At 62.5% G+C, this 23,342-nt stretch carries 22 protein-coding genes; 15 read left to right on the top strand and 7 right to left on the bottom strand.

The genetic code is table 11. The features are described 5' to 3' along the window. Position 1: 1 nt before the first annotated feature. From ACIPZG_RS19205 to dksA, 4 genes are all read right to left on the bottom strand, one after another. The gene (locus ACIPZG_RS19205) at positions 2–2,977 is read right to left on the bottom strand and encodes a sensor histidine kinase (RefSeq protein WP_008092311.1); all 2,976 of its coding nucleotides are present in this window, start codon (positions 2,975–2,977) and stop codon (positions 2–4) included. Continuing rightward, positions 2,961–3,137, bottom strand: a complete 177-nt coding sequence (locus ACIPZG_RS19200; protein ID WP_003250005.1) for a hypothetical protein — start codon at positions 3,135–3,137, stop codon at positions 2,961–2,963. The genes ACIPZG_RS19205 and ACIPZG_RS19200 overlap by 17 nt, the downstream gene beginning before the upstream one ends. Before the next feature lie 233 nt (positions 3,138–3,370). After that, positions 3,371–4,258: a tRNA glutamyl-Q(34) synthetase GluQRS gene (gene gluQRS / locus ACIPZG_RS19195; RefSeq protein ID WP_400716151.1), complete on the bottom strand. Its 888-nt coding sequence runs from the start codon at positions 4,256–4,258 to the stop codon at positions 3,371–3,373. A 63-nt stretch (positions 4,259–4,321) separates the two neighbouring features. Continuing rightward, positions 4,322–4,768, bottom strand: a complete 447-nt coding sequence (gene dksA, locus ACIPZG_RS19190) for an RNA polymerase-binding protein DksA (RefSeq protein ID WP_400716149.1) — start codon at positions 4,766–4,768, stop codon at positions 4,322–4,324. 210 nt (positions 4,769–4,978) lie between these two features. Here dksA and ACIPZG_RS19185 point away from each other — a divergent pair, with 210 nt between their 5' ends. Continuing rightward, positions 4,979–6,151, top strand: a complete 1,173-nt coding sequence (locus tag ACIPZG_RS19185; protein WP_400716147.1) for a pyridoxal phosphate-dependent aminotransferase — start codon at positions 4,979–4,981, stop codon at positions 6,149–6,151. Continuing rightward, entirely contained in the window at positions 6,151–6,864 is a 714-nt protein-coding gene (gene sfsA / locus ACIPZG_RS19180; protein ID WP_400716145.1) for a DNA/RNA nuclease SfsA, read from the top strand. The genes ACIPZG_RS19185 and sfsA overlap by 1 nt, the downstream gene beginning before the upstream one ends. On the opposite strand, the gene ACIPZG_RS19175 is transcribed toward sfsA, so the two are convergent. After that, positions 6,854–7,171, bottom strand: a complete 318-nt coding sequence (locus ACIPZG_RS19175) for a Rieske (2Fe-2S) protein (RefSeq protein WP_400716143.1) — start codon at positions 7,169–7,171, stop codon at positions 6,854–6,856. The genes sfsA and ACIPZG_RS19175 overlap by 11 nt on opposite strands. Before the next feature lie 149 nt (positions 7,172–7,320). Between ACIPZG_RS19175 and ACIPZG_RS19170 the strand changes: the two genes are divergently transcribed. The 4 genes from ACIPZG_RS19170 to ACIPZG_RS19155 are packed head-to-tail and all read left to right on the top strand — an operon-like array spanning position 7,321 to position 10,897. Next, positions 7,321–8,196, top strand: a complete 876-nt coding sequence (locus ACIPZG_RS19170; protein WP_400716141.1) for a hemin ABC transporter substrate-binding protein — start codon at positions 7,321–7,323, stop codon at positions 8,194–8,196. A 50-nt stretch (positions 8,197–8,246) separates the two neighbouring features. Further along, positions 8,247–9,230 carry a FecCD family ABC transporter permease gene (locus ACIPZG_RS19165; protein ID WP_400642773.1) on the top strand — a complete coding sequence of 328 codons (984 nt, stop codon included), beginning with the start codon at positions 8,247–8,249 and terminating at the stop codon, positions 9,228–9,230. Then, the gene (locus tag ACIPZG_RS19160; RefSeq protein ID WP_400716139.1) at positions 9,230–9,997 is read left to right on the top strand and encodes a heme ABC transporter ATP-binding protein; all 768 of its coding nucleotides are present in this window, start codon (positions 9,230–9,232) and stop codon (positions 9,995–9,997) included. Before ACIPZG_RS19165 ends, ACIPZG_RS19160 begins: the two co-directional genes overlap by 1 nt. Before the next feature lie 12 nt (positions 9,998–10,009). Next, positions 10,010–10,897, top strand: a complete 888-nt coding sequence (locus ACIPZG_RS19155) for a ChaN family lipoprotein (protein WP_400716137.1) — start codon at positions 10,010–10,012, stop codon at positions 10,895–10,897. Positions 10,898–11,062: 165 nt separating this feature from the next. Here ACIPZG_RS19155 and ACIPZG_RS19150 read toward each other — a convergent pair whose 3' ends face one another. After that, positions 11,063–11,371 (bottom strand): TfoX/Sxy family protein, encoded by a 309-nt coding sequence (locus ACIPZG_RS19150; RefSeq protein WP_008096917.1) that lies wholly within the window; start codon positions 11,369–11,371, stop codon positions 11,063–11,065. A gap of 174 nt (positions 11,372–11,545) precedes the next feature. Beyond that, positions 11,546–13,108 carry an AAA family ATPase gene (locus ACIPZG_RS19145; protein WP_400716136.1) on the bottom strand — a complete coding sequence of 521 codons (1,563 nt, stop codon included), beginning with the start codon at positions 13,106–13,108 and terminating at the stop codon, positions 11,546–11,548. A gap of 117 nt (positions 13,109–13,225) precedes the next feature. On the opposite strand from ACIPZG_RS19145, the gene mrcB reads away from it, so the two are divergent. The 9 genes from mrcB to msrQ all read left to right on the top strand — a co-directional run bounded on the left by mrcB (position 13,226) and on the right by msrQ (position 23,092). Then, on the top strand, positions 13,226–15,547 hold the full coding sequence (gene mrcB, locus ACIPZG_RS19140; RefSeq protein WP_400716134.1) for a penicillin-binding protein 1B: 2,322 nt from the start codon (positions 13,226–13,228) through the stop codon (positions 15,545–15,547). A 15-nt stretch (positions 15,548–15,562) separates the two neighbouring features. Beyond that, positions 15,563–16,351, top strand: coding sequence for a tetratricopeptide repeat protein (locus ACIPZG_RS19135; protein WP_400642763.1), 789 nt, complete (start codon positions 15,563–15,565; stop codon positions 16,349–16,351). After that, on the top strand, positions 16,351–16,683 hold the full coding sequence (locus tag ACIPZG_RS19130) for a YqcC family protein (RefSeq protein WP_400716132.1): 333 nt from the start codon (positions 16,351–16,353) through the stop codon (positions 16,681–16,683). The genes ACIPZG_RS19135 and ACIPZG_RS19130 overlap by 1 nt, the downstream gene beginning before the upstream one ends. A gap of 409 nt (positions 16,684–17,092) precedes the next feature. Beyond that, positions 17,093–18,817: an acetolactate synthase 3 large subunit gene (locus tag ACIPZG_RS19125; RefSeq protein ID WP_400716130.1), complete on the top strand. Its 1,725-nt coding sequence runs from the start codon at positions 17,093–17,095 to the stop codon at positions 18,815–18,817. 1 nt (position 18,818) lies between these two features. Then, complete coding sequence (ilvN, locus tag ACIPZG_RS19120; RefSeq protein WP_008096911.1) at positions 18,819–19,310, top strand: acetolactate synthase small subunit; 492 nt, start codon at positions 18,819–18,821, stop codon at positions 19,308–19,310. A gap of 55 nt (positions 19,311–19,365) precedes the next feature. Further along, positions 19,366–20,382, top strand: a complete 1,017-nt coding sequence (gene ilvC, locus ACIPZG_RS19115; RefSeq protein WP_008096908.1) for a ketol-acid reductoisomerase — start codon at positions 19,366–19,368, stop codon at positions 20,380–20,382. A gap of 151 nt (positions 20,383–20,533) precedes the next feature. Further along, positions 20,534–21,385, top strand: a complete 852-nt coding sequence (pssA, locus tag ACIPZG_RS19110; protein WP_400642766.1) for a CDP-diacylglycerol--serine O-phosphatidyltransferase — start codon at positions 20,534–20,536, stop codon at positions 21,383–21,385. A gap of 79 nt (positions 21,386–21,464) precedes the next feature. Then, positions 21,465–22,478, top strand: coding sequence for a protein-methionine-sulfoxide reductase catalytic subunit MsrP (gene msrP / locus ACIPZG_RS19105; protein WP_400716128.1), 1,014 nt, complete (start codon positions 21,465–21,467; stop codon positions 22,476–22,478). Next, positions 22,478–23,092, top strand: a complete 615-nt coding sequence (gene msrQ, locus ACIPZG_RS19100) for a protein-methionine-sulfoxide reductase heme-binding subunit MsrQ (RefSeq protein WP_400716126.1) — start codon at positions 22,478–22,480, stop codon at positions 23,090–23,092. The genes msrP and msrQ overlap by 1 nt, the downstream gene beginning before the upstream one ends. The last annotated feature ends 250 nt before the right edge of the window (positions 23,093–23,342 follow it).

Raw genomic sequence — 23,342 nt, 5'->3', positions numbered from 1 at the left:
TTCAATTCTCTCGACGGTCTCGAATTTCTGGGGACGTCGCTACGACATGCCGGGGCAGGGTCACGCGGATCCGGGTGCCACGTTGCCGTTCGATATCGGCCGGGCTGTCGATGGTGATTTGCCCATAATGCTCTTCCACGATGGAATAGACCAGAGCAAGCCCCAGTCCAGTGCCTTCGCCCGGGTCCTTGGTGGTGAAGAACGGTTCGAACAGGCGGTCCATGATGTTCTTCGGAATCCCGCTGCCTTCGTCTTCGACGATCAAGTCGACGGTGTGCTCGTTCGCTTCGCTGCGCACGCGCACGGCGCTGCCGGGCGGTGAAGCGTCGCGGGCGTTGGAGAGCAGGTTGATCAGTACCTGGGCCAGGCGCTGTGGGTCCCCCTCGGCCCAGTGTTCCGGGTCGCAGAGGTTGAAGAACTGTACTTCGAAATTGCGCCGGTTCAACGCCAGCAGACCGATGGCGTCCTGCGCCACCTCGGCCAGGCAAACGGGCTCTTCGCTGTTCTGATGGCTGCCGCCGGCATGGGCGAAGCTCATCAACGACTGGACGATGCGCGATACCCGTTTGGTCTGTTCGAGAATCTGCCCGGACAGTTCGATGAGCTCGCCGTCGCCTTCCCGTTCTTCGCGCAGGTTCTGCGCAAGGCACGCGATGCCGGTGATCGGGTTGCCGATTTCGTGGGCCACGCCAGCCGCCAGGCGGCCGATACTGGCCAGGCGCTCGGAGTGCACCAGCTTGTCTTCCAGGGCCTGGGTTTCGGTGAGGTCTTCGACCAGCAGTACCAGCCCGCTGTTACCCGGTGCCAGCGGCTCGTCGATGGCCGCCTTGTGCAGGTTCAGCCAACGCGGTTGGCCATCCAGCGCCAGACGCTGCTTGTGCAGGTGTTCATCGGGCACATTGATGAAGCCCTGCAGCAGGCCCCGCCACGGTTCACTGATGGTCACCAGGCGCGAGCCGACCACGTGCTTGGCGGCGATGCCGGTCAGCTCCTCCATGGCCTTGTTCCACATGAGGATTTCCTGGTCCTTGGCCAACGAGCAAACGCCCATGGGCAGTTCCTGCAAGGTCTGGCGGTGGTAGCGGCGCAAGGCGTCGAGCTCGGCCGCAAGGCCGGTGAGGCGCGAGTGATAGTCTTCCAGGCGGCTTTCGATGAAGTGGATATCTTCGGTGACGTAGTTCTCGTTACCGGATTTGTACGGCAGGAACGTCTCGACCATGTCCTGGGCCACGCTCGGCCCCATCAACCCCGAGAGGTTGGCCTCGATGCGGTCGCGCAGGCGGCGCAGGGCATAGGGGCGGCGTTCGTCGAACGGCAGGTAGAGGTCACGCAGGGCTTGTTCGACTTCCTTTTGCGCGGCCTTGGCGCCCAGCGGCTTGGCCAACTGGGTGGCGAACTCTTGCGGCGAGGCCGCATGCAGCTCGCGACGCTGTGGGCGGCGCACGTTGTCCACGGCACAGGCTTCGGCGGCGCTCACTTCTTCGGTGCTGGCATTGGTGAACAACGAGATCAGCGTGAACAGCAGCACGTTGGCCGCCAGCGAGGCGATGGCCGCCATGTGCCAGCTGGTGTCGTCGAGCACATAGATCATGTCCAGCAGCGGGATGTAGAAGCCCTGCAGGTTGCCCAGCAGCGGCAGCAGCATGGTCACCATCCACACCAGGGTGCCCGCCAGCAGGCCGGCAATGAAGCCGCGGCGGTTGGCGGTCGGCCAGTACAGCACCGACAGGACCCCAGGCAGGAACTGCAAGGTGGCAACGAAGGCGACGATGCCCAGGTTGGCCAGGCTCTGATGGTTGTTCTGGGTCAGGTAGAACATGAAGCCGGCAGTGATGATCGCGACGATCAGGGCGCGGCGGGTCCATTTCAGCCAACGGTAGATGTTGCCTTCCGCCGGTGGCTGGTACAGCGGCAGCACCAGGTGGTTGAGGGCCATGCCGGACAACGCCAGGGTGGTGACGATGATCAGCCCGCTGGCGGCGGAAAGCCCGCCGACGTAGGCCAGCAGCGCCAGCGCCTCATTGTTCGCGGCAATGCCCAGGCCCAGGGTGAAGTACTCGGGGTTGGTGGTGGCGCCCAGGCGCAGGCCGGCCCACAGCACCAGCGGCACGGCCAGGCTCATCAGCAGCAGGAACAGGGGCAGGCCCCAGCTGGCGCTGACCAGCGAGCGCGGGTTGAGGTTCTCGGTAAAGGCCATGTGGTACATGTGCGGCATGACGATGGCCGAGGCGAAGAACACCAGCAGCAGGGTGCGCCACGGGCCTTCCTGCAGCGGGGTGTGCAGTGCCGCCAGGGCGGTCTGGTTCTGCAGCAGCCACACTTCGAGGCCGTGTGGGCCACCGAACACGCCATACAGCGCGTACAGGCCGATGCCGCCCAGGGCCAGCAGCTTGATCACCGATTCGAAGGCGATGGCAAATACCAGGCCTTCGTGTTTTTCGCGCGTGGCGATGTGCCGTGAGCCGAAGAAGATGGTGAACAGGATGATCAGGGCACAGAAGGCGAACGCCACCCGCGCCTTGACCGGCTCGCCGGTGAGGATGCTGATCGAGTCGGCGACCGCCTGGATCTGCAGGGCCAGCAAGGGCAGCACGCCGATCAGCATGATGACCGTGGTCAGCGCACCAGCCCAGGTGCTGCGGAAGCGGAAGGCCAGCAGGTCGGCCAGGGATGAGAGCTGGTAGGTGCGGGTGATCTTGAGGATCGGATACAGCAGCACCGGCGCCAGCAGGAAGGCGCCGGACACCCCCAGGTAGCAGGCGAGGAAGCCGTAGCCATATTGATAGGCCAGGCCCACCGAGCCATAGAAGGCCCAGGCACTGGCATATACGCCGAGCGACAGGGTGTAGGTCAGCGGGTGGCGAATGATCGAACGGGGAATCAGCCCGCGCTCGCTGATCCAGGCCACGCCGAACAGTACCATCAGGTACGCGGCGCTGATCAGGATCATCTGGGTCAGGCTAAAGCTCATCGGCATCTCGTTGGCTCTGCAGGATGAAGGTGACGACGATCAGGATCAGCCAGAGCAGGTAAGGGCGGTACCAGGCACCGGTCGGTTCGATCCACCAGTCCATGATGGCCGGGGAGAACAGGTAGATCCCCACGACCAGAAGCAGGACCAAACGATAGATGTACATGCTGGCCTCGATGGTTGGGCGCTGCGGGCTTGGACTTATTATTGGCGCAAATGGCTGGGGCGATGCTAGCGGGAATCGGTAGTGTTCGCCAAGGGTTTGAAATTATTGAGCTTTTGATTTTTGAGGATAGGTTGCGTGTTCTGGCCCTATCGCCGGCAAGCCGGCTCCCACAGGTACTCCGCCAGCGCACTACCTGTGGGAGCCGGCTTGCCGGCGACAGGGCCAGTGAGACCTCAGCGCAAATCGGCCTCTGGCACCGTAGTTCGCTGCACGATCGCCTCCGGCCGCCACCGTTGCCGCGCCACCTCAAGCACTTCGGCCGGTGTCGCGATCAACAGTTCAGGTTCGGTTTCCTGCCCCAAAGCGCGCAGCGCCCGCAACAACAACGGCGTCGCCTGGCCAGCCTCGAGCGGCGGCGAGCGGTAGGACTTGCCCAGCTTGTGGCCATCCGGTTGCACGATCAGCGGAATGTGCAGGTAACGCGGTTGCGTGAAGCCCAGCAGCTCTTGCAGGTACAACTGGCGTGGCGTGTTGTCGAGCAGGTCGGCACCGCGCACGATATCGGTCACACCCTGCCAGGCATCGTCCAGCACCACCGCCAGTTGGTAGGCATACAGCCCGTCCCGGCGCTGAATGATGAAATCCCCCACCTCGCGGCCCAGGTGCTGCTGGAAGTCACCCTGCACCCGGTCCTTGAAGCGGTAGATCAGCTCGGGCACCCGAAGGCGGATCGCAGCACCTTCGCGAGCATGCCCGGCGTTACGGCAAAAACCCGGGTAGATGCCGTCATGACCTTCCAACTGCTTGCGCGAGCAGGTGCAGGCATAGGCCAGGCCCATGTTGAACAGGCGGTCGACCACCGCCGCGTAGGCTTCGTGACGCTGGCTCTGGTACACCACCTCGCCATCCCACTCCAGCCCATAGCGGTCGAGCGTTTGCAGGATTGCGTCACGGGCGCCGGGCATTTCCCGTGGCGGGTCGGTGTCTTCCATGCGCAGCAGCCAGCGGCCATTGACGGCGCGGGCATCCAGCCAGGAGGCGAGGGCGGCGACCAGCGAACCGAAGTGCAGGAAACCGCTGGGGGTTGGGGCGAAGCGCCCGATGTAGGGAGAGTCGTTCATGGGCCGTGCTGGGTAAGAAATGAAACGGGGCGCATGATGCGCCCCGTTTGGATGGGAGAAAGGTCAGCCTTTGCCGACGGTTTTTTCCTTTTTCTCCGCGATTTCCTTGCAGTCGAAGCACAGGTCGGCGGTCGGACGGGCTTCCAGACGGCGCAGGCCGATCTCGATGCCACACGAGTCGCACCAGCCGTACTCTTCGTCTTGAATCTTCTGCAGGGTCTTGTCGATCTTCTTGATCAGCTTGCGCTCGCGATCGCGGTTGCGCAGCTCCAGCGCGAACTCTTCTTCCTGACTGGCGCGGTCGGCCGGGTCCGGGAAGTTGGCTGCCTCGTCCTTCATGTGGTCCACGGTACGGTCCACACTGGTCATCAGCTCTTTTTTCCAGGCGCCGAGAAGCTTGGTGAAGTGCTTGCGCATGGGCTCGCCCATGTACTCTTCGCCTTTGGTTTCCTTATAAGGTTCGACACCGTACATGGTCTGACCGGCTTTTTGCTTTTCTACGGTGGACATGAATAGACCGCCTCTCACTCATCTGATCCAATGCGCAGGCTGCTCCATCTCCGGCACCCGCCGGCCCTGCGACTGCGAGCCGCCGAACTTACCAGATAGATCGGGGGTGCGCTACCCCGCCCGATCCAAGGTTTTGACAGCGCCGTGAGGCGCACGTTCGGTGCCGCGCAGAGGTAGAATCACCAGTTTAGACCCAATTGAGAGAAGGTCATGGCCCACCCATACAGTGCGCGCAGCCGCGCCATCGAACCCTTCCATGTCATGGCGTTGCTGGCGCGGGCCAACGAGCTGCAGGCGGCCGGCCACGATGTAATCCACCTGGAAATCGGCGAGCCAGACTTCACCACCGCCGCCCCCATCGTCGAGGCCGGCCAGGCCGCCCTGGCGGCAGGGCATACCCGATACACGGCGGCACGTGGCTTGCCGGCACTGCGCGAGGCGATCGCCGGTTTCTACGGGACGCGCTACGGCGTTTCGGTCGACCCCGAGCGCATCCTGATCACCCCAGGCGGCTCCGGTGCCTTGCTGCTCGCCGCCAGCCTGCTGGTCGACCCCGGCAAACACTGGCTGCTGGCCGACCCGGGCTATCCGTGCAACCGACACTTCCTGCGCCTGGTGGAAGGTGGTGCGCAGCTGGTGCCGGTGGGGCCGGAGGTCAATTACCAACTGACCGCCGACCTCGTCGAACGCTATTGGGACAAGGACTCCGTCGGCGCCCTGGTGGCCTCGCCGGCCAACCCGACCGGCACGGTACTGAGCCGCGATGAGCTGGCCAGCCTGTCCCAGGCCACCCGTGAGCGCCACGGGCACCTGGTGGTGGATGAGATCTACCACGGGCTGACCTACGGCATGGAAGCGCCAAGCGTGCTGGAGGTGGATGACTCAGCCTTCGTCCTTAATAGTTTTTCCAAGTATTTCGGCATGACCGGTTGGCGGCTGGGCTGGCTGGTGGCACCGCCCAATGCCGTGGCTGACCTGGAAAAGCTCGCGCAGAACCTCTACATCAGCGCCCCAAGCATGGCCCAGCACGCTGCGCTGGCCTGTTTCCAGCCTGAAACCCTGGCGATTTTCGAGGAGCGCCGTGCCGAGTTCGCCCGCCGCCGCGACTATCTGCTGCCGGCCCTGCGCGAACTGGGCTTCCGTATTGCGGTTGAGCCGCAGGGCGCCTTCTACCTCTATGCCGATATCAGTGCCTTTGGCGGTGATGCCTTCGCCTTCTGCCGGCATTTCCTGGAAACCGAGCACCTGGCGTTCACCCCGGGCCTGGACTTCGGGCGCCACCTGGCCGGCCACCATGTACGCTTTGCCTACACCCAGAGCCTGCCGCGCCTGGAAGAGGCAGTACAGCGCATCGCCCGAGGGCTGCGGAGCTGGCAGGGCTGATGGTGTTCTTTCCTTCACTCGAACAAGGGCGCCTGCTGCGCCGCTACAAACGTTTTCTGGCCGATATCGAACTGGCCAACGGCGAGCAGCTCACCATTCACTGCCCCAACACCGGTTCCATGCTCAATTGCATGCGTGAGGGCGGAGACGTCTGGTTCAGTCGCTCCAACGACCCCAAGCGCAAGCTGCCAGGCACCTGGGAGATCAGCGAAACCCCTCAGGGCCGCCTGGCCTGCATCAATACCGGGCGTGCCAACGCGTTGGTCGAAGAGGCCCTGCGGGCGGGTGTGATCGCCGAATTGGCGGGTTTCACCGCGCTCAAGCGCGAGGTGGCCTATGGCGAGGAGGGCAGCCGTGTGGATTTTCGTCTGGAGTTTGCCGAAGGGCCGGCCTACGTCGAGGTCAAGAGCGTGACCCTGGGCTACCCGGACACTACCGTGGCGGCCTTCCCGGACGCGGTGACCCAGCGCGGCGCCAAGCACCTGCGTGAACTGGCGTCGCTGGCCCGCCAGGGGATCCGCGCCGTGCAACTGTACTGCGTGAACCTCACCGGCATCGAAGCGGTGCGCCCCGCCGAAGAAATCGACGCCGCCTATGCCGCGGCGTTGCGTGCTGCGGTGGCCGATGGCGTTGAAGTGCTGGCTTACGGCACGCGACTGGATGCCTCGCACATCATCATCGACCGTCCGCTACCGGTGCTGCTCAACCCGTAAACCAGATACCCTGGCTGTCTTCCCGGCAGCCCAGGGTCTGCAATGCCTCGCCTTCGCACGGGCCGGCCACGCATTCGCCACTCTCGATCAGGAACAGGGCACCGTGATGGGCGCAGTGAATCAAGCTGGCGCTGTCATCCAGAAAGGCGTCCGCTGCCCAGTTCAGCGGGATGCCCCGGTGCGGGCAGCGATTGCGGTAGAGGTGCACCTGGCCTTGGCGGCGCACGCCGAACAGATCGAGGCCGTCTACGCTGAAGGCGCGGCTATGGCCTTCGGCCAGCGCTGCGGAAGTACAAAGAAAGTGCATTGCAAGGACGACTCGTGAAACCAAGGGATAGCTTGACGCTTCAATGCGAATAATTATCAAATTGCCCGCATTCGCTGCGCCCGGTGGTCTATGGTGCGCAGTTCTGTCGCCCGCCACAAGGCTGGCGGCCCGCCTTCAGAAGGAATCCGATGATGCGCCGTCCCGCCGCCATGCTCGCCTTGTGCGCAGCCCTCGTTGCTTCCACCCAGGCTCTGGCAGCCGACTTGCCACAGCGCTGGGTCAGTGCGGGCGGCGCGTTGAGCGAGTGGATCAGTCAGTTGGGCGGTGAACCACGCCTGGTGGGCGTCGATACCACCAGCCAGCACCCGGAGTCGTTGAAGGCGCTGCCGAGCATCGGGTATCAGCGGCAGTTGTCGGCCGAGGGCATCCTCAGCTTGCGCCCGGACGTGTTGGTGGGTACTGAGGAGATGGGCCCGCCACCGGTGCTGGCGCAGATCCGCAGCGCCGGCGTTCGCGTCGAACTGTTCTCCAGCCAGGCCGACCTCGCGGCCGTCGATGCCAACCTCAAGCACCTTGGGAAGTTGCTCGGCGCCGAGCAGAAGGCCGCGCAGCTCGCCTCGGGTTATCAACAGCAAGTCGAAGCCCTGCAGGTACAGGTCAAGCAGGCCCAGGCCAGCCACAAGGCGCCAGGCGTCCTGCTGCTGGTCGGCCATGCGGGGGCCAAGCCGCTGATCGCCGGGCAGGGCACCGCAGGGGACTGGCTATTGCGCCAGGCCGGCGCGCGCAACCTGGCAGAGCATCAGGGCTACAAGAACTTCTCCAATGAAGCGCTGGCGGCGTTGGACCCGGATGTGCTGGTGTTCTCCGATCGCGCCTTGGCCGGTGACCAGGCCTTGCAGGCGCTGCTCAAGGAGAACCCTGCATTGGCTGCGTCGCGTGCCGTGCGCGACAAGCGCCTGGTTGCCCTTGACCCGACATTGCTGGTCGGCGGCCTCGGCCCGCGTTTGCCGGCAGCCCTGCAGGACTTGGCGGCCACGTTCTACCCGGCCAGCATTGCTCGATGAAGCAACGGATCCAACCCCGTACGCTGTTCATTGCCCTGGGCCTGCTGTGTCTGCTGGCGGTCTGGCTGTCGCTGGCCCTGGGGCCGGTCAGCCTGCCGTTGTTCGATACCTTGCGCGCGGGATTGCGTTTGCTGGGCTTGCCCATCGCTGCTGACGGCCTGGAGCAGGCAGACATGATCCTCGGCCAGATCCGCTTGCCGCGCACGCTGCTCGGTTTGGCGGTAGGCGCGGTGCTGGCGCTGTCTGGCGTGGCCATGCAAGGGCTGTTTCGCAACCCGCTGGCCGATCCTGGCCTGGTCGGTGTCGCCAGTGGCGCGGCGCTGGGCGCGGCGGTAGCGATCGTCGGCGGTAGCTGGATGGGGGGCATACCGGAGTGGTTCGCCCCTTACCTGCTGTCAGTCTGCGCCTTTGTCGGCGGCCTGGGGGTGACGGCGCTGGTGTACCGGCTGGGCCGCCGTGATGGGCAGACCAATGTCGCGACCATGCTGCTGGCTGGTATCGCCCTGACGGCACTAGGCGGTTCGGCGGTGGGGTTGTTCACTTACCTGGCCGATGATGCCACCCTGCGTACCTTGACCTTCTGGAACCTGGGCAGCCTCAATGGCGCCAGCTACGAGCGCTTGTGGCCGTTGCTGATCGTGGTGGTAGTCGTTGCCCTGTGGCTGCCGCGCCGGGCCCAGGCGCTCAACGCCTTGTTGCTGGGGGAGTCCGAGGCGCGCCACTTGGGCATCGAAGTGGAACGCTTGAAGCGCGAGCTGGTGTTCTGCACTGCACTGGGTGTTGGCGCCGCCGTAGCAGCGGCAGGCCTGATCGGCTTCGTCGGCCTGGTGGTGCCCCACCTGGTGCGCCTGTTGGCCGGGCCTGATCACCGTGTGCTGCTGCCGGCGTCGCTGCTGGCCGGTGGTACCTTGCTGCTATTCGCCGACCTGGTGGCACGCCTGGCCCTGGCGCCGGCCGAGCTGCCGATTGGCATCGTGACGGCCTTCATCGGTGCGCCGTTTTTCCTTTTCCTGCTGATTCGAGGGCGCAGCTGATGCTCGAAGTCGAAGGCCTGCACCTCCGCCGTGGCGGCAGTGACGTGCTGCACGACATCGATCTGCAGCTGTTACCCAACCAGGTGCTCGGTGTACTAGGGCCCAATGGCGCCGGCAAGAGCAGCCTGCTCGGCGCTTTGTGCGGCGAACTGCCCCCCAGTCAGGGGCGGGTGATGCTGCAAGGCAGGGCGTTGGATGAGTGGCCGGGGCAGGCGCGTGCGCAACGCCTGGCGGTGCTACCGCAAGTGTCCAGCCTGGGCTTTGCCTTTCGCGTCGAGGAAGTGGTGGGCATGGGGCGTCTGCCCCACGGCAGCGGCCAGCAGCGCGACCGGGAAATCGTCGAAGCTGCGCTGCGCGCGGCGGATGCCTGGCACCTGATCGACCGCAGCTATCTGGCATTGTCCGGCGGCGAACGCCAGCGCGTGCACCTGGCCAGGGTATTGGCCCAGTTATGGCCAGGCGCCGAAGGCAGCACATTGCTGCTCGACGAGCCCACCTCGATGCTCGACCCCTTGCACCAGCACACCACCTTGCAAGCCGTGCGCAGCTTCGCTGACCGCGGTGCTGCCGTGCTGGTGATCCTGCATGACCTGAACCTCGCGGCACGCTACTGTGATCGCATCCTGCTGCTCGAAGGGGGGCGCTGCCATGCGTTGGCTTCGCCGCAGCACGTGCTGACGCCCACCGCACTCAAGGCGGTATTCGGCATCGAAGTGCTGGTACAGCCCCATCCGGAGCGGGGTCATCCGCTGATCATCACCCGCTAGGAGGCATTGCTCATGCGCCATCCATGGCTGTCTGGCTCGTTGCTGTTGTTGATGCTGTCGCTGATGGGATGTCAGGCCAGCCTGCCGCCATTACCGGCCTGGCAGAGCAGCGAGGGGCGTGACAGCGCAACGCTGGGGCAGATTCGCGACCTGGCCAGCGGCCAGGTCATCAGCCCTGAGCAGTTGGTCGAGCGTCTCGCCGGAGCGCCACGGGTGCTGGTGGGGGAGAAACACGACAACCCTGACCACCACGCCTTGCAACTGTGGTTGCTGCGAGCGCTGCAGGGCCAGCGAGCCCAGGGCAGCCTGCTGCTGGAGATGTTGCAGCCAGAGCAGCAAGCGCGCCTGGAGGCGGTGCAGGGGCAAGCCCAGTTGCCGGAAGACTTGCCCAAGGCCCTGGACTGGCAGGACGGCTGGGATTGGCAATTCTATGGGCCGATCGTCCGTGAGGCCTTGCAGGACCGTATCGTATTGCTGCCAGCGAACCTCTCGGCGGGCGAAATGCGCGCTGCCTATCGCCAGCCGACACCCTTGGCCGGGGTAAAGTCCAATGCGCCAGCGGTGCGGGCGGCGCTGCTCGAACAGGTGCGCGAGGGGCATTGTGGGTTGCTGCCGGAAAGCCAGCTGCCGGCCATGCTGGCGGTGCAGCAGCGGCGCGACCGGCGCATCGCCGAGCATTTGCAGGCAGCGCCGCAGCCCGCGTTGTTGTTCACGGGGGCCTATCACGCGCGCAAGGATCTCGGCGTGCCATTGCACCTGGCAGATTTGGGCGCGATCGGGGAGAGCAAGGTGCTGTTGCTGGCCGAGGTCGGTGAACAGGTAGGGGCGGGGATGGCTGACTATGTTTGGTATACGCCGGCCACGCCTGAGCAGGATTACTGCGCGCAGCTGCGCAAATAGGATGTTGCCCGGCCCAGCATGAAACCGCAGGCAAAAAAAGACCCGGCAAATTGCCGGGTCAATAACCGTGATTAGCCTGATGAGGAGATAATCTGAGAGTCCGAACCAGGGGCTTTCAGTTTATCCAACCAGTCTCGCGACCAGTTGTGATAATCATAACGATTCTCATTCAGGCGTCAATCCCCTCTCGCTGTTTATTTCAGATTTTTTTTGCGTCGTGCTTTTCGCATCCAGTTGTTGATTGAGCGCTTGCTTGCGCTCGGCCGGCAAATCGTTCCAGTGCATGTCCAGCAGTGCGCCTTCAATGGCGTACAACAGCACCTTCGATGCCCGGAATCCCCGCGTTTTCACGGCCTGGTACGCACCGACCGCGCCTAGGCGACGCAAGTCCGATGCACTGTGGATACCGGCCGCATGCAACCACTGCGCGGAGGTCTTGCCAAGATTCTTCAGATGCTGCAATTCATCGTTCATCGAGCCTCCTTGCGATGGCTGAACGGGTCTAGGGGATAAATCGCGAGCAGGTCAGAGAGGAGTGTAGCGGGGGTTGGGAAATGCGCGGCCTTTTGCCATCTGGGGCGATGGATTGGGAGATGAACAGCCTGTTGTGGCCCTATCGCCGGCTTGCCGGCGATAGGGCCGTAACGTTTACAGACCAGGCAAACGCTGGCGGATCTGGTCGATCACTTGATCCATGCTGGCGCTTTCCTGGGTATCCACACGGGTGGCGTGCTGCAGTTCCACGGCATTGAGCGGCTCACGGCTGGCCTGCTGGGCCTTGACCACTTCCAGGGTGGCGTCCGACGGGTCGCTATTTTCAGCCTGGCGCTGCTCCAGCCAGCTGGCGATCACTGCCTCCGGCGCGTGGCAGTCGAGAATCAGGAACGGCACGCCGGTTTCGTTGGCGACCTCTGCCGCCGCCTGGCGCTGATCGTGTTTCAGGTAAGTGGCATCGAGCACCACCGGGTAGCCAGCGCGCAGGATGGTGCCGGCCAGTTGGTGCAGGTGCTCGTAGGTGGCGGCACTGGCGCTCTGGTCGTAGATGCCGGCTTGCAGCTGCCCAGCGGCGGCAGGTTGCTGCTCACCGAACAGGCGCTTGCGTTCCACGTCCGAACGCACGCGCACGGCACCCAGGGCTTCGACCAGGCGCATGGCCACGTGGCTCTTGCCCACGGCCGAGACACCATGGGTAATGGCCAGCAGGCGCGACGGAATGGCGCTGTAGCTTTCGGCCAGGTTGGCGTAGTTGCGGTAGGTGCGCAGGGTGGTCGCGCGCTGCACGCCATCGGCATCGGCGGGCATGCTGAACAGGGCTACCTTGGCCCGTACCAGGGCGCGGTAGGCCTTGTAGAAGTTGAGCACTTCCAGGCCTTGGTAATCGCCGGTCAGCTCCAGGTACTGGCTGATGAAGCGGTGAGCGAGGCACTTGAGGCCGCGGTCTTCCAGGTCCATGGCGAGGAAACCGGTGTCAGCCCAGACATCGGTCATGCGGAACGGCTCGTTGAACTCGATGCAGTCGAAGATCACCACTTTGCCATCGATCAGGGTGGCGTTACCCAAATGGATGTCGCCATGGCATTCACGGGTGAAACCATTGGCCTTGCGCGCGGCGAAAAGGCCCTGCAGACGCTCGAAACTGCTTCGCGCCCAGGCTTGAAGGTTGTCCAGTTGCTGCAAGTCGGCCTTGTCGCTGAGGAATGGGCGGATCTGTTCGAAGTTCTGCTCGACCGGCGCCATCACGCTTTCAGGCGAACCGTAGGGTTGCTCGGCGGCCACCTTGGGTGTTTGCAGGTGGAATTCGGCGATCTGCCGGGCCATCTGGTCGATGTGGCCGGCATTCAGTTCACCGTTGGCCTGCAGGGTGTTGAGCATCTGCCCCTGGGGGAACTGGCGCATCTTCAGGACGTACTCGATCGCCTCGCCGTCACCGCCGAGCTGCGGCGCTTCGGCGCTGCCGGTGATCGGCAGCACGTCGAGGTACAGGCCTTCGGTCAGGCGCTGGTTCAGGCGCAATTCTTCGTTGCAGAAGTGCTGGCGCTGATCCAGCGCGGTGAAGTCGAGGAAGCCGAAGTTCATTGGCTTCTTGATCTTGTAGGCATACTCGCCCGTCAGCAGGACCCAGGAGATATGCGTCTCGATGAGTTGGAACCCGTCCACGGGGTGAGGGTAGAGGGCAGGGTTCTGCAACGCGGTAATCAAGGCTTGGCTCACGGGAAATCCTTCCGGGGGCATGGAATTCGAAGGCGCCATTATGGTCAATGGTGCCGCCCCTGCATACCGCCAGAGGGCGCCTGCCCAGCCTTTACAAAGTGCGTATAATCCGCCGCCATGACTCGAACCCGAAATCCTCGTACCCCTCAGAAACGCCCGACCGGCCGCTCGCGCGCCTGGCTGGGCTGGGCCTTGAAGCTCAGCCTGGTCGGCCTGGTGATCGTCGCTGGCTTCGCGGTTTACCTCGATGCCGTCGTGCAGGAGAAGTTCTCCGGCAAGCGCTGGACCATCCCGGCCAAGGTATATGCCCGGCCGCTGGAGCTGTTCGTCGGCCAGAAGCTGAGCAAGAACGACTTCCTCACCGAACTCGACGCCCTCGGCTACCGTCGCGAGAGCGCAGCCAATGGCCCGGGCGCCGCGGCGATCAACGGTAATACCGTTGACCTGAACACCCGTGGCTTCCAGTTCTATGAAGGCATGGAGCCTGCACAGTTCGTCCGCGTGCGCTTCTCTGGCGACTACGTGGCGGGGCTCTCGGGCGCCAATGGCGGCAAGCTCGACGTTGTTCGCCTGGAACCGCTGATGATCGGCGGTATCTACCCGAAAAACCTCGAAGACCGCATCCTCATCAAGATCGACCAGGTGCCGCCATACCTGCTCGAAACCCTGGTGGCCACGGAAGACCGGGACTTCTATAGCCACTTCGGCGTGTCGCCCAAGTCCATTGCTCGAGCAGTGTGGGTCAACACCTCGGCAGGCTCCATGCGCCAGGGCGGTAGTACCCTGACCCAGCAGTTAGTGAAGAACTTCTACCTGACCAGCGAACGCAGCCTCAGCCGCAAGCTGACCGAAGCGATGATGGCCGTGCTGTTGGAAATGCACTACGACAAGCGCGAAATCCTTGAGGCGTACCTCAACGAAGTGTTCGTCGGCCAGGATGGCCAGCGCGCCGTGCATGGCTTCGGTCTGGCCAGCCAGTTCTTCTTCAGCCAGCCGCTGTCGGAGCTCAAGCTGCACCAGATCGCCTTGCTGGTGGGCATGGTCAAGGGGCCGTCGTACTACAACCCGCGCCGCTACCCCGAGCGTGCCCTGGCCCGCCGCAACCTGGTCCTCGACCTGGTGGCCGAGCAGGGCGTGGCGAGCCAGGAAGTGGTCGACGCGGCGAAGAAGATGCCACTGGGCGTGACCAAGCGCGGCAGCTTGGCCGACAGCTCATTCCCGGCCTTCCTCGACCTGGTCAAGCGTCAGCTGCGCCAGGATTATCGCGATGAAGACTTGACCGAAGAAGGCCTGCGCATCTTCACCAGTTTCGATCCGATCCTGCAGATGAAGGCCGAAAGCTCGATGAACGACACCTTCAAGCGCCTGGCCGGGCGCAAGGGGTCCGACGAGGTCGAGTCGGCGATGGTCGTGACCAATCCGGAAACCGGTGAGGTGCAGGCGCTGATCGGCAGCCGTCAGTCGGGCTTCGCCGGCTTCAACCGCGCCATCGATGCGGTACGGCCGATCGGCTCGCTGGTCAAGCCTGCGGTGTACCTGACCGCGCTGGAGCAGCCGAGCAAGTACACCCTGACCAGCTGGGTGCAAGACGAGCCGTTCTCGGTCAAGGGCGCCGATGGCCAGGTATGGCGACCGCAGAACTACGATCGTCGCCCGCATGGCACGATTTACCTGTACCAGGGGCTGGCTAATTCCTACAACCTGTCGACCGCCAAGCTCGGCCTTGAAGTGGGCGTGCCCAACGTCATCAAGACCATCGGTCGGCTGGGTGTGAAAGTGGACTGGCCTGCATTCCCGTCGATGCTGCTGGGCGCGGGTGGCATGTCGCCGATGCAGGTGGCGACCATGTATCAGACCATCGCCAACGGTGGATTCAACACGCCGATGCGCGGCATTCGCAGTGTGCTGACCGCCGAAGGCGAGCCGCTCAAGCGTTACCCGTTCCAGATCCAGCAAACCTTCGACCCGGCGTCGATCTACCTGGTGCAGAACGCCATGCAACGGGTCATGCGTGAAGGTACTGGCCGCTCGGTATACAACGTATTGCCACGTTCGCTGACCCTGGCGGGCAAGACCGGTACCAGCAACGACTCGCGCGACAGTTGGTTCTCCGGCTTCAGCCAGGACTTGCTGGCGGTGGTGTGGATGGGCCGCGACGATAATGGCAAGACACCGTTCACCGGTGCCACGGGTGCATTGCAGGTCTGGACCAGCTTCATGAAAAAGGCCGACCCACTGCCGCTGGACATGCCACAGCCAGACAACGTGGTGCAGGCGTGGATCGACCCGTACAGTGGCCAAGGTTCCGACGGAAGTTGTCCGGGAGCGGTGCAGATGCCGTATATTCGCGGCAGTGAACCGCCCGCTGGGGCAGCCTGTGGCGGTGAGCAGAATCCGGCAGAATCGGTCATGGACTGGGTAAAAGGCTGGATGAATTAAGCACTGGCTGCATTGATGAGGTGTGACGTGAATAAGTGGCTGTTTCCTGCCTTGACGGCGCTGGCTGTGCTCCAGGGTTGCTCCAGTGTGCAGCGTGGCAATATCCCGGTGGTCGATTCGAGCACCCGTGTGTCCAACAGTGAGCGGGCCACGGCCAACCGCTCGGCGGCCGGCATGAACAACGGCACCGCGCAGGCGCAGTCGCTGCCCGAGGATTCCGGGGTAACCGTGATGATTCCGCAAGGGGCCGGTGCCACGAGCATCCAGACGTTCCCGGCGGGTAACGGCGCGGCACCGATCAGCACCACCCCGATGACCACAGGTCCGGTCGGCGCTGCGCCGATGACCACCAACCCCAATCCGATCGCCGATGAGCCCTTCGACATCGCTTCGATGAACAGCACGCCGGCGGCGACCAGCGCGCCAACCGGCATTCCGCGCAGTAACGCGACCTCGGGCGGCCTGTCGGCCGACGAGCAGCTGGATGGCCCGGTGCTGGCGCTGCTGACCACGGCCCAGTCGCAACAGGGCAGTGGTGACTTCAACGGTGCCGCATCGAGTCTGGAGCGTGCCCAACGCATTGCCCCGCGCGAGCCGCAAGTGCTGTACCGCCTTGCCCAGGTGCGCCTGTCGCAGGGTGACGCGGCCCAGGCTGAGCAGTTGGCGCGCCGTGCGCTGACCTACGCCAACGGTCGTCCCGACCTGCAGGCCGAACTGTGGAACACCATTGCCCAGGCCCGCGAAAAGCAGGGTGACAGCGCTGGCGCCGCACTGGCCCGGCAAAAGGCACGGGTCAATTCCTGATGATCGAGCAACGTATCCTGGATATCGCCGACCACCTGCTGCTGATCGAACGTGAGCTGCAGGTTCAAGGCTGGTGGGGCGACGAGGCGCCAAGCGCTGAGGCACTGGCCAGCACGGTGCCGTTCGCGGTCGATACCTTGCGCTTCGAACAGTGGCTGCAGTGGATATTCCTGCCACGCATGAAGATCATCATCGAACTTGGCCACCCGCTGCCCAGCGCTTCTGGAATCCTGATCATGGCCGAAACGGTGTTTGTCGACCGTCCTGAGCAGAGCCGTGAGCTACGTCGCCTGCTAGCAGAGTTTGATCAATTGATCGCTCCTTCCGCCTGATTTCTTCTCTTTTTCCGTCAAGGGCCGCAGATTGTGGCCCTTTTTTGTGGAAATCTTATTTATTCTGCTGCTGTGATGGTTTTTAGTGGTGGCAGGAATTCATCTTGGGGAAAAATTGGCAATAATTTTTCTTGACTTAGCGGCGCCGAATCAGAAGAATCCAGATTCCGCTGTAGAGGGACTGCCAGAAGCAGACCCGCTAAGCAGATCATGAGGCGCACACCCGCGCCGACCTGTTTCACCCCGCAACGCGTTACCTCGCGCTGGGTGGGAAAACCCCGCAACACTCTGGGGCGCTCCCAATACTTGCTCAGTCAGTGCTGACGTTCCGCTCATGCTCTGCTTGGCAGTAAACCTATTAAGACCCGTCCATGAAGGGCGGTATTCTGGCGTTTTAGAGGTGAACAACGTGGAGCTTTTATCTGGCGCTGAGATGGTCGTCCGCTTCTTGCGTGACGAAGGCGTTAAGCACATCTACGGGTACCCTGGTGGTGCTCTCCTGCATGTTTACGATGCACTGTTCAAGGAACCGGAAGTCGAGCACATCCTGGTTCGTCACGAGCAGGCGGCTACCCATATGGCGGACGGCTACGCCCGTGCCACCGGCAAGGCCGGCGTGGTGCTGGTAACCTCCGGCCCAGGCGCGACCAATGCCATCACCGGCATTGCCACGGCCTACATGGATTCGATTCCGATGGTCATCCTGTCCGGCCAGGTGCCTAGCACCATGGTGGGCACCGATGCCTTCCAGGAAACCGACATGATTGGCATCTCGCGGCCGATCGTGAAGCACAGCTTCATGATCAAACATGCCTCCGAGATCCCCGAAGTTCTGAAAAAAGCCTTCTACCTGGCGCAATCCGGTCGTCCAGGTCCGGTCGTGGTCGACATTCCAAAAGATATGACCAACCCGGCTGAAAAGTTCGAATACGTCTATCCGAAGAAGGTCAAGCTGCGCTCCTACAGCCCAGCGGTCCGTGGCCACTCCGGGCAGATCCGCAAGGCTGCCGAAATGCTCCTGGCTGCCAAGCGCCCGATCGTCTATTCCGGCGGTGGCGTGATCCTGGGTGGCGGCTCCGAAGCCCTGACCGAGATCGCCAAGACGCTGAACCTGCCTGTGACCAACACCCTGATGGGTCTTGGCGGCTTCCCGGGTACCGATCGCCAGTTCCTCGGCATGCTCGGCATGCACGGCAGCTACACCGCCAACATGGCCATGCACCATGCCGACGTGATCTTCGCGGTCGGTGCGCGCTTCGATGACCGCGTGGTCAACGGCCCGGCCAAGTTCTGCCCGAATGCCAAGATCATCCACATCGATATCGACCCGGCGTCGATCTCGAAGATGATCAAGGCCGATGTGCCAATCGTCGGTCCGGTCGACAGCGTGCTCAGCGAAATGATCGGTATCCTCAAGGAAATCGGCGAGCAACCTGACAAGGCGGCGCTGGATGCCTGGTGGAAGCAGATCGACGAGTGGCGCGGCGATGGCGAGATGTTCCCTTACGACAAGGGCGACGGTAACGTCATCAAGCCACAGGCAGTGATCGAAACCCTCTGCGAAGTGACCAAGGGCGATGCCTTCGTCACCTCCGACGTGGGCCAGCACCAGATGTTCGCGGCGCAGTACTACCGCTTCAACAAGCCCAATCGCTGGATCAACTCCGGTGGCCTGGGCACCATGGGCTTCGGTTTCCCGGCGGCCATGGGTATCAAGTTGAACTTCCCGGATCAGGACGTAGCGTGCGTGACCGGCGAAGGCAGCATCCAGATGAACATCCAGGAACTGTCCACCTGCATGCAGTACGGCCTGCCGGTGAAGATCGTCAACCTGAACAACGGTGTGCTGGGCATGGTCCGCCAGTGGCAGGACATGGCCTACAACGGCCGTCACTCGCACTCCTATGTCGAGTCGCTGCCCGACTTCATCAAGCTGGCCGAGGCCTATGGTCATGTGGGTATCCGCATCACCAGCCTGAAGGACCTCAAGCCGAAGCTGGAAGAAGCGTTCGCGATGAAGGACCGCCTGGTGTTCATCGACATCGCGGTCGACCGTACCGAGCACGTCTATCCGATGCAGATCAAGGATGGCTCGATGCGTGACATGTGGCTGAGCAAGACGGAGCGTACCTGATATGCGGCATATCATTTCCCTGCTGCTGGAAAACGAACCCGGTGCTCTGTCCCGCGTGGTCGGCCTGTTCTCCCAGCGCAACTACAACATTGAAAGCCTGACCGTGGCGCCGACCGAAGACCCGACCCTGTCGCGTCTGACGTTGACCACCGTTGGCCATGACGAAGTGATCGAACAGATCACCAAGAACCTGAACAAGCTGGTCGAAGTGGTCAAGCTTGTCGACCTGTCGGAAAGCGCTCACATCGAGCGTGAACTGATGCTGGTCAAGGTCAAGGCCACCGGTGCCCAGCGTGCCGAGATCAAGCGCACCACGGATATTTTCCGTGGCCAGATCGTCGATGTGTCCGCCAGCGTGTACACCGTACAGTTGAGCGGTACCAGCGACAAACTGGACAGCTTCATCCAGGCCATCGGCACCGCATCGATTCTCGAAACAGTGCGCAGTGGCGTCACCGGCATTGCCCGTGGCGACAAAGTGCTCAGCATCTAAATCCAAAAATTAGCGATGGCTCCGCAGGGGCCGAGATATAACCAGGGGTATTTTCATGAAAGTTTTCTACGATAAAGACTGCGACCTTTCCATCATCCAGGGTAAGAAAGTCGCCATCATCGGTTACGGTTCCCAGGGCCACGCTCAGGCGTGCAACCTGAAGGACTCCGGTGTAGACGTTACCGTCGGTCTGCGTAAAGGTTCGGCTACCGTTGCCAAGGCAGAAGCCCACGGCCTGAAAGTGGCTGACGTTGCCTCTGCCGTCGCTGCTGCCGACCTGGTCATGATCCTGACCCCGGACGAATTCCAAGGCGCGCTGTACAAAAACGAAATCGAGCCGAACATCAAGAAGGGCGCTACCCTGGCCTTCTCCCACGGCTTCTCGATCCACTACAACCAAGTGGTTCCGCGCGCCGACCTCGACGTGATCATGATCGCGCCGAAAGCCCCAGGCCATACCGTGCGCTCCGAGTTCGTCAAGGGCGGTGGTATCCCTGACCTGATCGCTATCTACCAGGATGCCTCGGGCAATGCCAAGAACGTCGCCCTGTCCTACGCTTCGGGCGTTGGTGGCGGCCGTACCGGCATCATCGAAACCACCTTCAAGGACGAGACCGAAACCGACCTGTTCGGTGAGCAGGCCGTTCTGTGCGGCGGTACCGTCGAGCTGGTCAAAGCCGGTTTCGAAACCCTGGTCGAAGCAGGCTACGCGCCAGAAATGGCCTACTTCGAGTGCTTGCACGAACTGAAGCTGATCGTTGACCTCATGTACGAAGGCGGCATCGCCAACATGAACTACTCGATCTCCAACAACGCCGAATACGGTGAGTACGTCACCGGCCCGGAAGTCATCAACGAAGAATCCCGCAAGGCCATGCGCAACGCTCTGAAGCGCATCCAGGACGGCGAATACGCGAAGATGTTCATCTCCGAAGGCGCCACCAACTACCCATCGATGACCGCCAAGCGCCGCAACAACGCCGCTCACGGCATCGAAATCATCGGCGAGCAACTGCGCTCGATGATGCCGTGGATCTCGGCTAACAAAATCGTCGACAAGACCAAGAACTAAGTCTTATCGGTAGATTAAAAAACGCGGCTTCGGCCGCGTTTTTTCGTTCTGCCAGTCAGCTTCTGGTATAAAGCAGACCAGTGGCTTGCTGTCAGAACCTGTTTTGCAGGCCCGTGTCGAATATTTTCCATCCTGTTGCAAGGTACCCTCCATGAGCGAACGTCCCGAAGAGCCGAACAAGCCCTCCGACGCCGAAAGCCTGCTACCTGTCGATGAGCACGTTGAAGAAGGGCATGACGCCGAAGGGCGCAAGGTGCGCCATCGTGGCATCTACCTGCTGCCCAACCTGTTTACCACCGCCAACCTGTTTGCCGGTTTCTACTCCATCATCAGTTCGATGAGCGCGCAGAGCGCCTTGAGTGCCGGTGATCCACGCGAGGCGAGCAAATACTTCGCCTTTGCTGCCATCGCCATTTTTGTCGCCATGGTGCTCGATGGCCTCGACGGCCGTGTTGCACGTATGACCAATACCCAGAGTGCCTTCGGTGCCGAGTACGACTCGCTGTCGGACATGGTCGCCTTTGGTGTCGCGCCGGCCTTGCTGGCGTTCGGTTGGGCGCTGGGGGATATGGGCAAGGTCGGCTGGATGGTCGCCTTCATCTATGTGGCCGGCGCCGCGTTGCGACTGGCACGCTTCAATACTCAGGTCGGTACCGCCGACAAGCGCTACTTCATCGGCCTTGCCAGCCCGGCGGCTGCGGGTGTGGTGGCAGGCACCGTGTGGGCGTTCAGCGACTATGGCATCCAGGGTTCCAAACTGTCGTTCCTGGTGGCGCTGCTGGTCGCCGCGGCCGGCATGCTGATGGTCAGCAACATCAAGTACAACAGCTTCAAGGAGCTGGACCTCAAGGGGCGTGTGCCGTTCGTGGCGATCCTGGCGGTGGTGTTGGTGTTTGCCGTGGTGTTCAGCGACCCACCGCGCATCCTCTTGCTGATCTTCCTCGCCTATGCGGCTTCGGGGCCAATCCAGTACTTGCTGCGCGGCCGTCGTCGCAAGGTTTGAAAAAAGTTTTAATGCTGGAATAACCCTCCGGCTCCATAGTCTTACTGGTATATCCCTCATCCAGTGCTGTGGAGCCGTCATGCTCATCAAGCTTCCCCGGTCGTCCGACTGCAAGGCATCGGAGATCACCTCCGAAAGTCTCTATCTTTCCCGTCGCACGCTGCTGGGAGGTTCCCTGGCGGGCCTTGCTCTGGGCGCGATGCCGTTGGCGGCGCGGGCGGTCGAGGCATCGCGCTACGCGGACGTCGAGGCGGGGGCCGCGCCTGGCTGGTTCAGCGACAAGCTCGCGGGCACGCGCTGGCAGGCGGTGACGGTCAAGGGCGAGGCGATCACGCCGTTCAAGGATGCCACCCACTACAACAACTTCTATGAGTTCGGCCCCGACAAGGGAGACCCGGCGGCCAACGGTGGCAGTCTGAAGACCGAGCCGTGGTCGGTGGTGGTCGATGGTGAGGTCGGCAAGCCGGGGCGTTATGCCCTGGAGGACTTCGTCAAACCCTACCAACTTGAAGAACGCATCTACCGGTTACGCTGCGTGGAGGCCTGGTCGATGGTCATTCCCTGGTTGGGCTTTCCGCTGGCGCAGGTGCTCAAGCAGGTCGAGCCGACTTCGAAAGCGCGTTACGTGCGCTTCGAGACGTTGAAAGATCCTCAGCACATGCCCGGGCAGCGCTCGGGCTTTGCACTGATCGACTGGCCTTATAGAGAAGGGTTGCGCCTGGATGAGGCCATGCATCCTTTGGCCATCCTGGCGGTTGGCATGTATGGCCGAGAGCTTGCCAACCAGAATGGTGCGCCGCTGCGCTTGGTAGTGCCTTGGAAGTATGGCTTCAAGAGCATCAAGTCGATCGTGCGCATCAGCCTGGTGGCCGAACAGCCTCAGACTACCTGGGAAGGGCTGGCGCCGGATGAGTATGGCTTCTACGCCAACGTGAACCCTGAAGTCGATCACCCGCGTTGGAGCCAGGCGCGTGAGCGGCGCTTGCCGAGCGGATTGTTCAGCCCCAACGTGCGCCAGACGCAGATGTTCAATGGCTATGCCGATGAAGTGGCGTCGCTGTATACCGGGCTCGACCTGCGGAAGAACTATTGATGCGCTATCCCTGGCTGCGCCTGGCCATCTTTATAGTGGGGTGCCTGTTCCCCGTGTGGTGGCTGTACGAGGCAGCGATGAGTCTGCTGGGGCCGGACCCTGGAAAGATCATGATGGATCGCCTGGGGTTGGGCGCACTGACCTTTTTGCTGGTGACGCTGAGCATGACGCCTCTGCAGAAGCTGACGGGGTGGTCGGGCTGGATCGTGGTGCGCCGGCAGCTTGGGTTGTGGTGCTTTGCCTATATTGTGCTGCACATCCTTTGTTACCTGTTCTTTATCCTAGGGTTGGACTGGGGGCAGTTCACGGTGGAGTTGCGCAAGCGGCCCTACATTATAGTGGGCTCGCTTGGGTTCCTCGGGTTGCTGGCATTGGCGGTGACCTCCAATCGCTACAGTCAGCGCCGATTGGGCGCGCGTTGGAAGAAGCTGCACAAGCTGGTGTACGTGATTCTCGGGTTGGGCTTGCTGCACTTTCTGTGGATCGTTCGTTCGGATCTACGTGAGTGGGCGATTTATGCAGCGGTGGGTGGTTTGTTGATGGTGTTGCGCATTCCTGCTGTGGCGCGGCGGGTGCCTCGGGTGATCGGGCGAAGGGGGAGGGTGGTTTCGTAGGGCTCGCCATTGCTTCTGTAGTGTTCTCGAGATCGAGCGCCGCCCGCGCGGCGCTCGATCTCAAGGGCGCAGAAGGTGTTGTGGCAAGTACCTGGTGGCCTTTATGCGGTTTTGATGGGGAATATTTCAAATATATGAAATTAGCCCTTGACCGCTTCTCGAATCCCCTTATAATGCGCCCCACTTCCAGCGTAGTCGGAACGAGAAACTCCTTGAGATTCAAAGAGTTAATCGAGCCAGGTAGTACTGG

Origin of the sequence: Pseudomonas sp. NPDC089395 (assembly GCF_044749525.1) — a bacterium.
In the GTDB taxonomy this organism is placed as follows: Bacteria; Pseudomonadota; Gammaproteobacteria; order Pseudomonadales; family Pseudomonadaceae; genus Aquipseudomonas.
The sequence above is the reverse complement of the archived record's forward strand: the minus strand, read 5'-3'. Positions and strand labels throughout refer to the sequence as shown.

Bases quoted from the DNA above. Each gene is read 5' to 3' on its own strand.
- ACIPZG_RS19175 (WP_400716143.1), bottom strand. From the start codon at position 7,171: ATGCACTTTCTTTGTACTTCCGCAGCGCTGGCCGAAGGCCATAGCCGC.
- ACIPZG_RS19135 (WP_400642763.1), top strand. From the start codon at position 15,563: ATGAGGTGTGACGTGAATAAGTGGCTGTTTCCTGCCTTGACGGCGCTG.
- mrcB (WP_400716134.1), top strand. From the start codon at position 13,226: ATGACTCGAACCCGAAATCCTCGTACCCCTCAGAAACGCCCGACCGGC.
- ACIPZG_RS19130 (WP_400716132.1), top strand. From the start codon at position 16,351: ATGATCGAGCAACGTATCCTGGATATCGCCGACCACCTGCTGCTGATC.
- gluQRS (WP_400716151.1), bottom strand. From the start codon at position 4,258: ATGAACGACTCTCCCTACATCGGGCGCTTCGCCCCAACCCCCAGCGGT.
- ACIPZG_RS19205 (WP_008092311.1), bottom strand. From the start codon at position 2,977: ATGCCGATGAGCTTTAGCCTGACCCAGATGATCCTGATCAGCGCCGCG.
- pssA (WP_400642766.1), top strand. From the start codon at position 20,534: ATGAGCGAACGTCCCGAAGAGCCGAACAAGCCCTCCGACGCCGAAAGC.
- dksA (WP_400716149.1), bottom strand. From the start codon at position 4,768: ATGTCCACCGTAGAAAAGCAAAAAGCCGGTCAGACCATGTACGGTGTC.
- ACIPZG_RS19155 (WP_400716137.1), top strand. From the start codon at position 10,010: ATGCGCCATCCATGGCTGTCTGGCTCGTTGCTGTTGTTGATGCTGTCG.
- ACIPZG_RS19185 (WP_400716147.1), top strand. From the start codon at position 4,979: ATGGCCCACCCATACAGTGCGCGCAGCCGCGCCATCGAACCCTTCCAT.
- ilvN (WP_008096911.1), top strand. From the start codon at position 18,819: ATGCGGCATATCATTTCCCTGCTGCTGGAAAACGAACCCGGTGCTCTG.
- sfsA (WP_400716145.1), top strand. From the start codon at position 6,151: ATGGTGTTCTTTCCTTCACTCGAACAAGGGCGCCTGCTGCGCCGCTAC.
- ACIPZG_RS19150 (WP_008096917.1), bottom strand. From the start codon at position 11,371: ATGAACGATGAATTGCAGCATCTGAAGAATCTTGGCAAGACCTCCGCG.
- ACIPZG_RS19170 (WP_400716141.1), top strand. From the start codon at position 7,321: ATGATGCGCCGTCCCGCCGCCATGCTCGCCTTGTGCGCAGCCCTCGTT.
- msrP (WP_400716128.1), top strand. From the start codon at position 21,465: ATGCTCATCAAGCTTCCCCGGTCGTCCGACTGCAAGGCATCGGAGATC.
- msrQ (WP_400716126.1), top strand. From the start codon at position 22,478: ATGCGCTATCCCTGGCTGCGCCTGGCCATCTTTATAGTGGGGTGCCTG.
- ACIPZG_RS19160 (WP_400716139.1), top strand. From the start codon at position 9,230: ATGCTCGAAGTCGAAGGCCTGCACCTCCGCCGTGGCGGCAGTGACGTG.
- ACIPZG_RS19200 (WP_003250005.1), bottom strand. From the start codon at position 3,137: ATGTACATCTATCGTTTGGTCCTGCTTCTGGTCGTGGGGATCTACCTG.
- ilvC (WP_008096908.1), top strand. From the start codon at position 19,366: ATGAAAGTTTTCTACGATAAAGACTGCGACCTTTCCATCATCCAGGGT.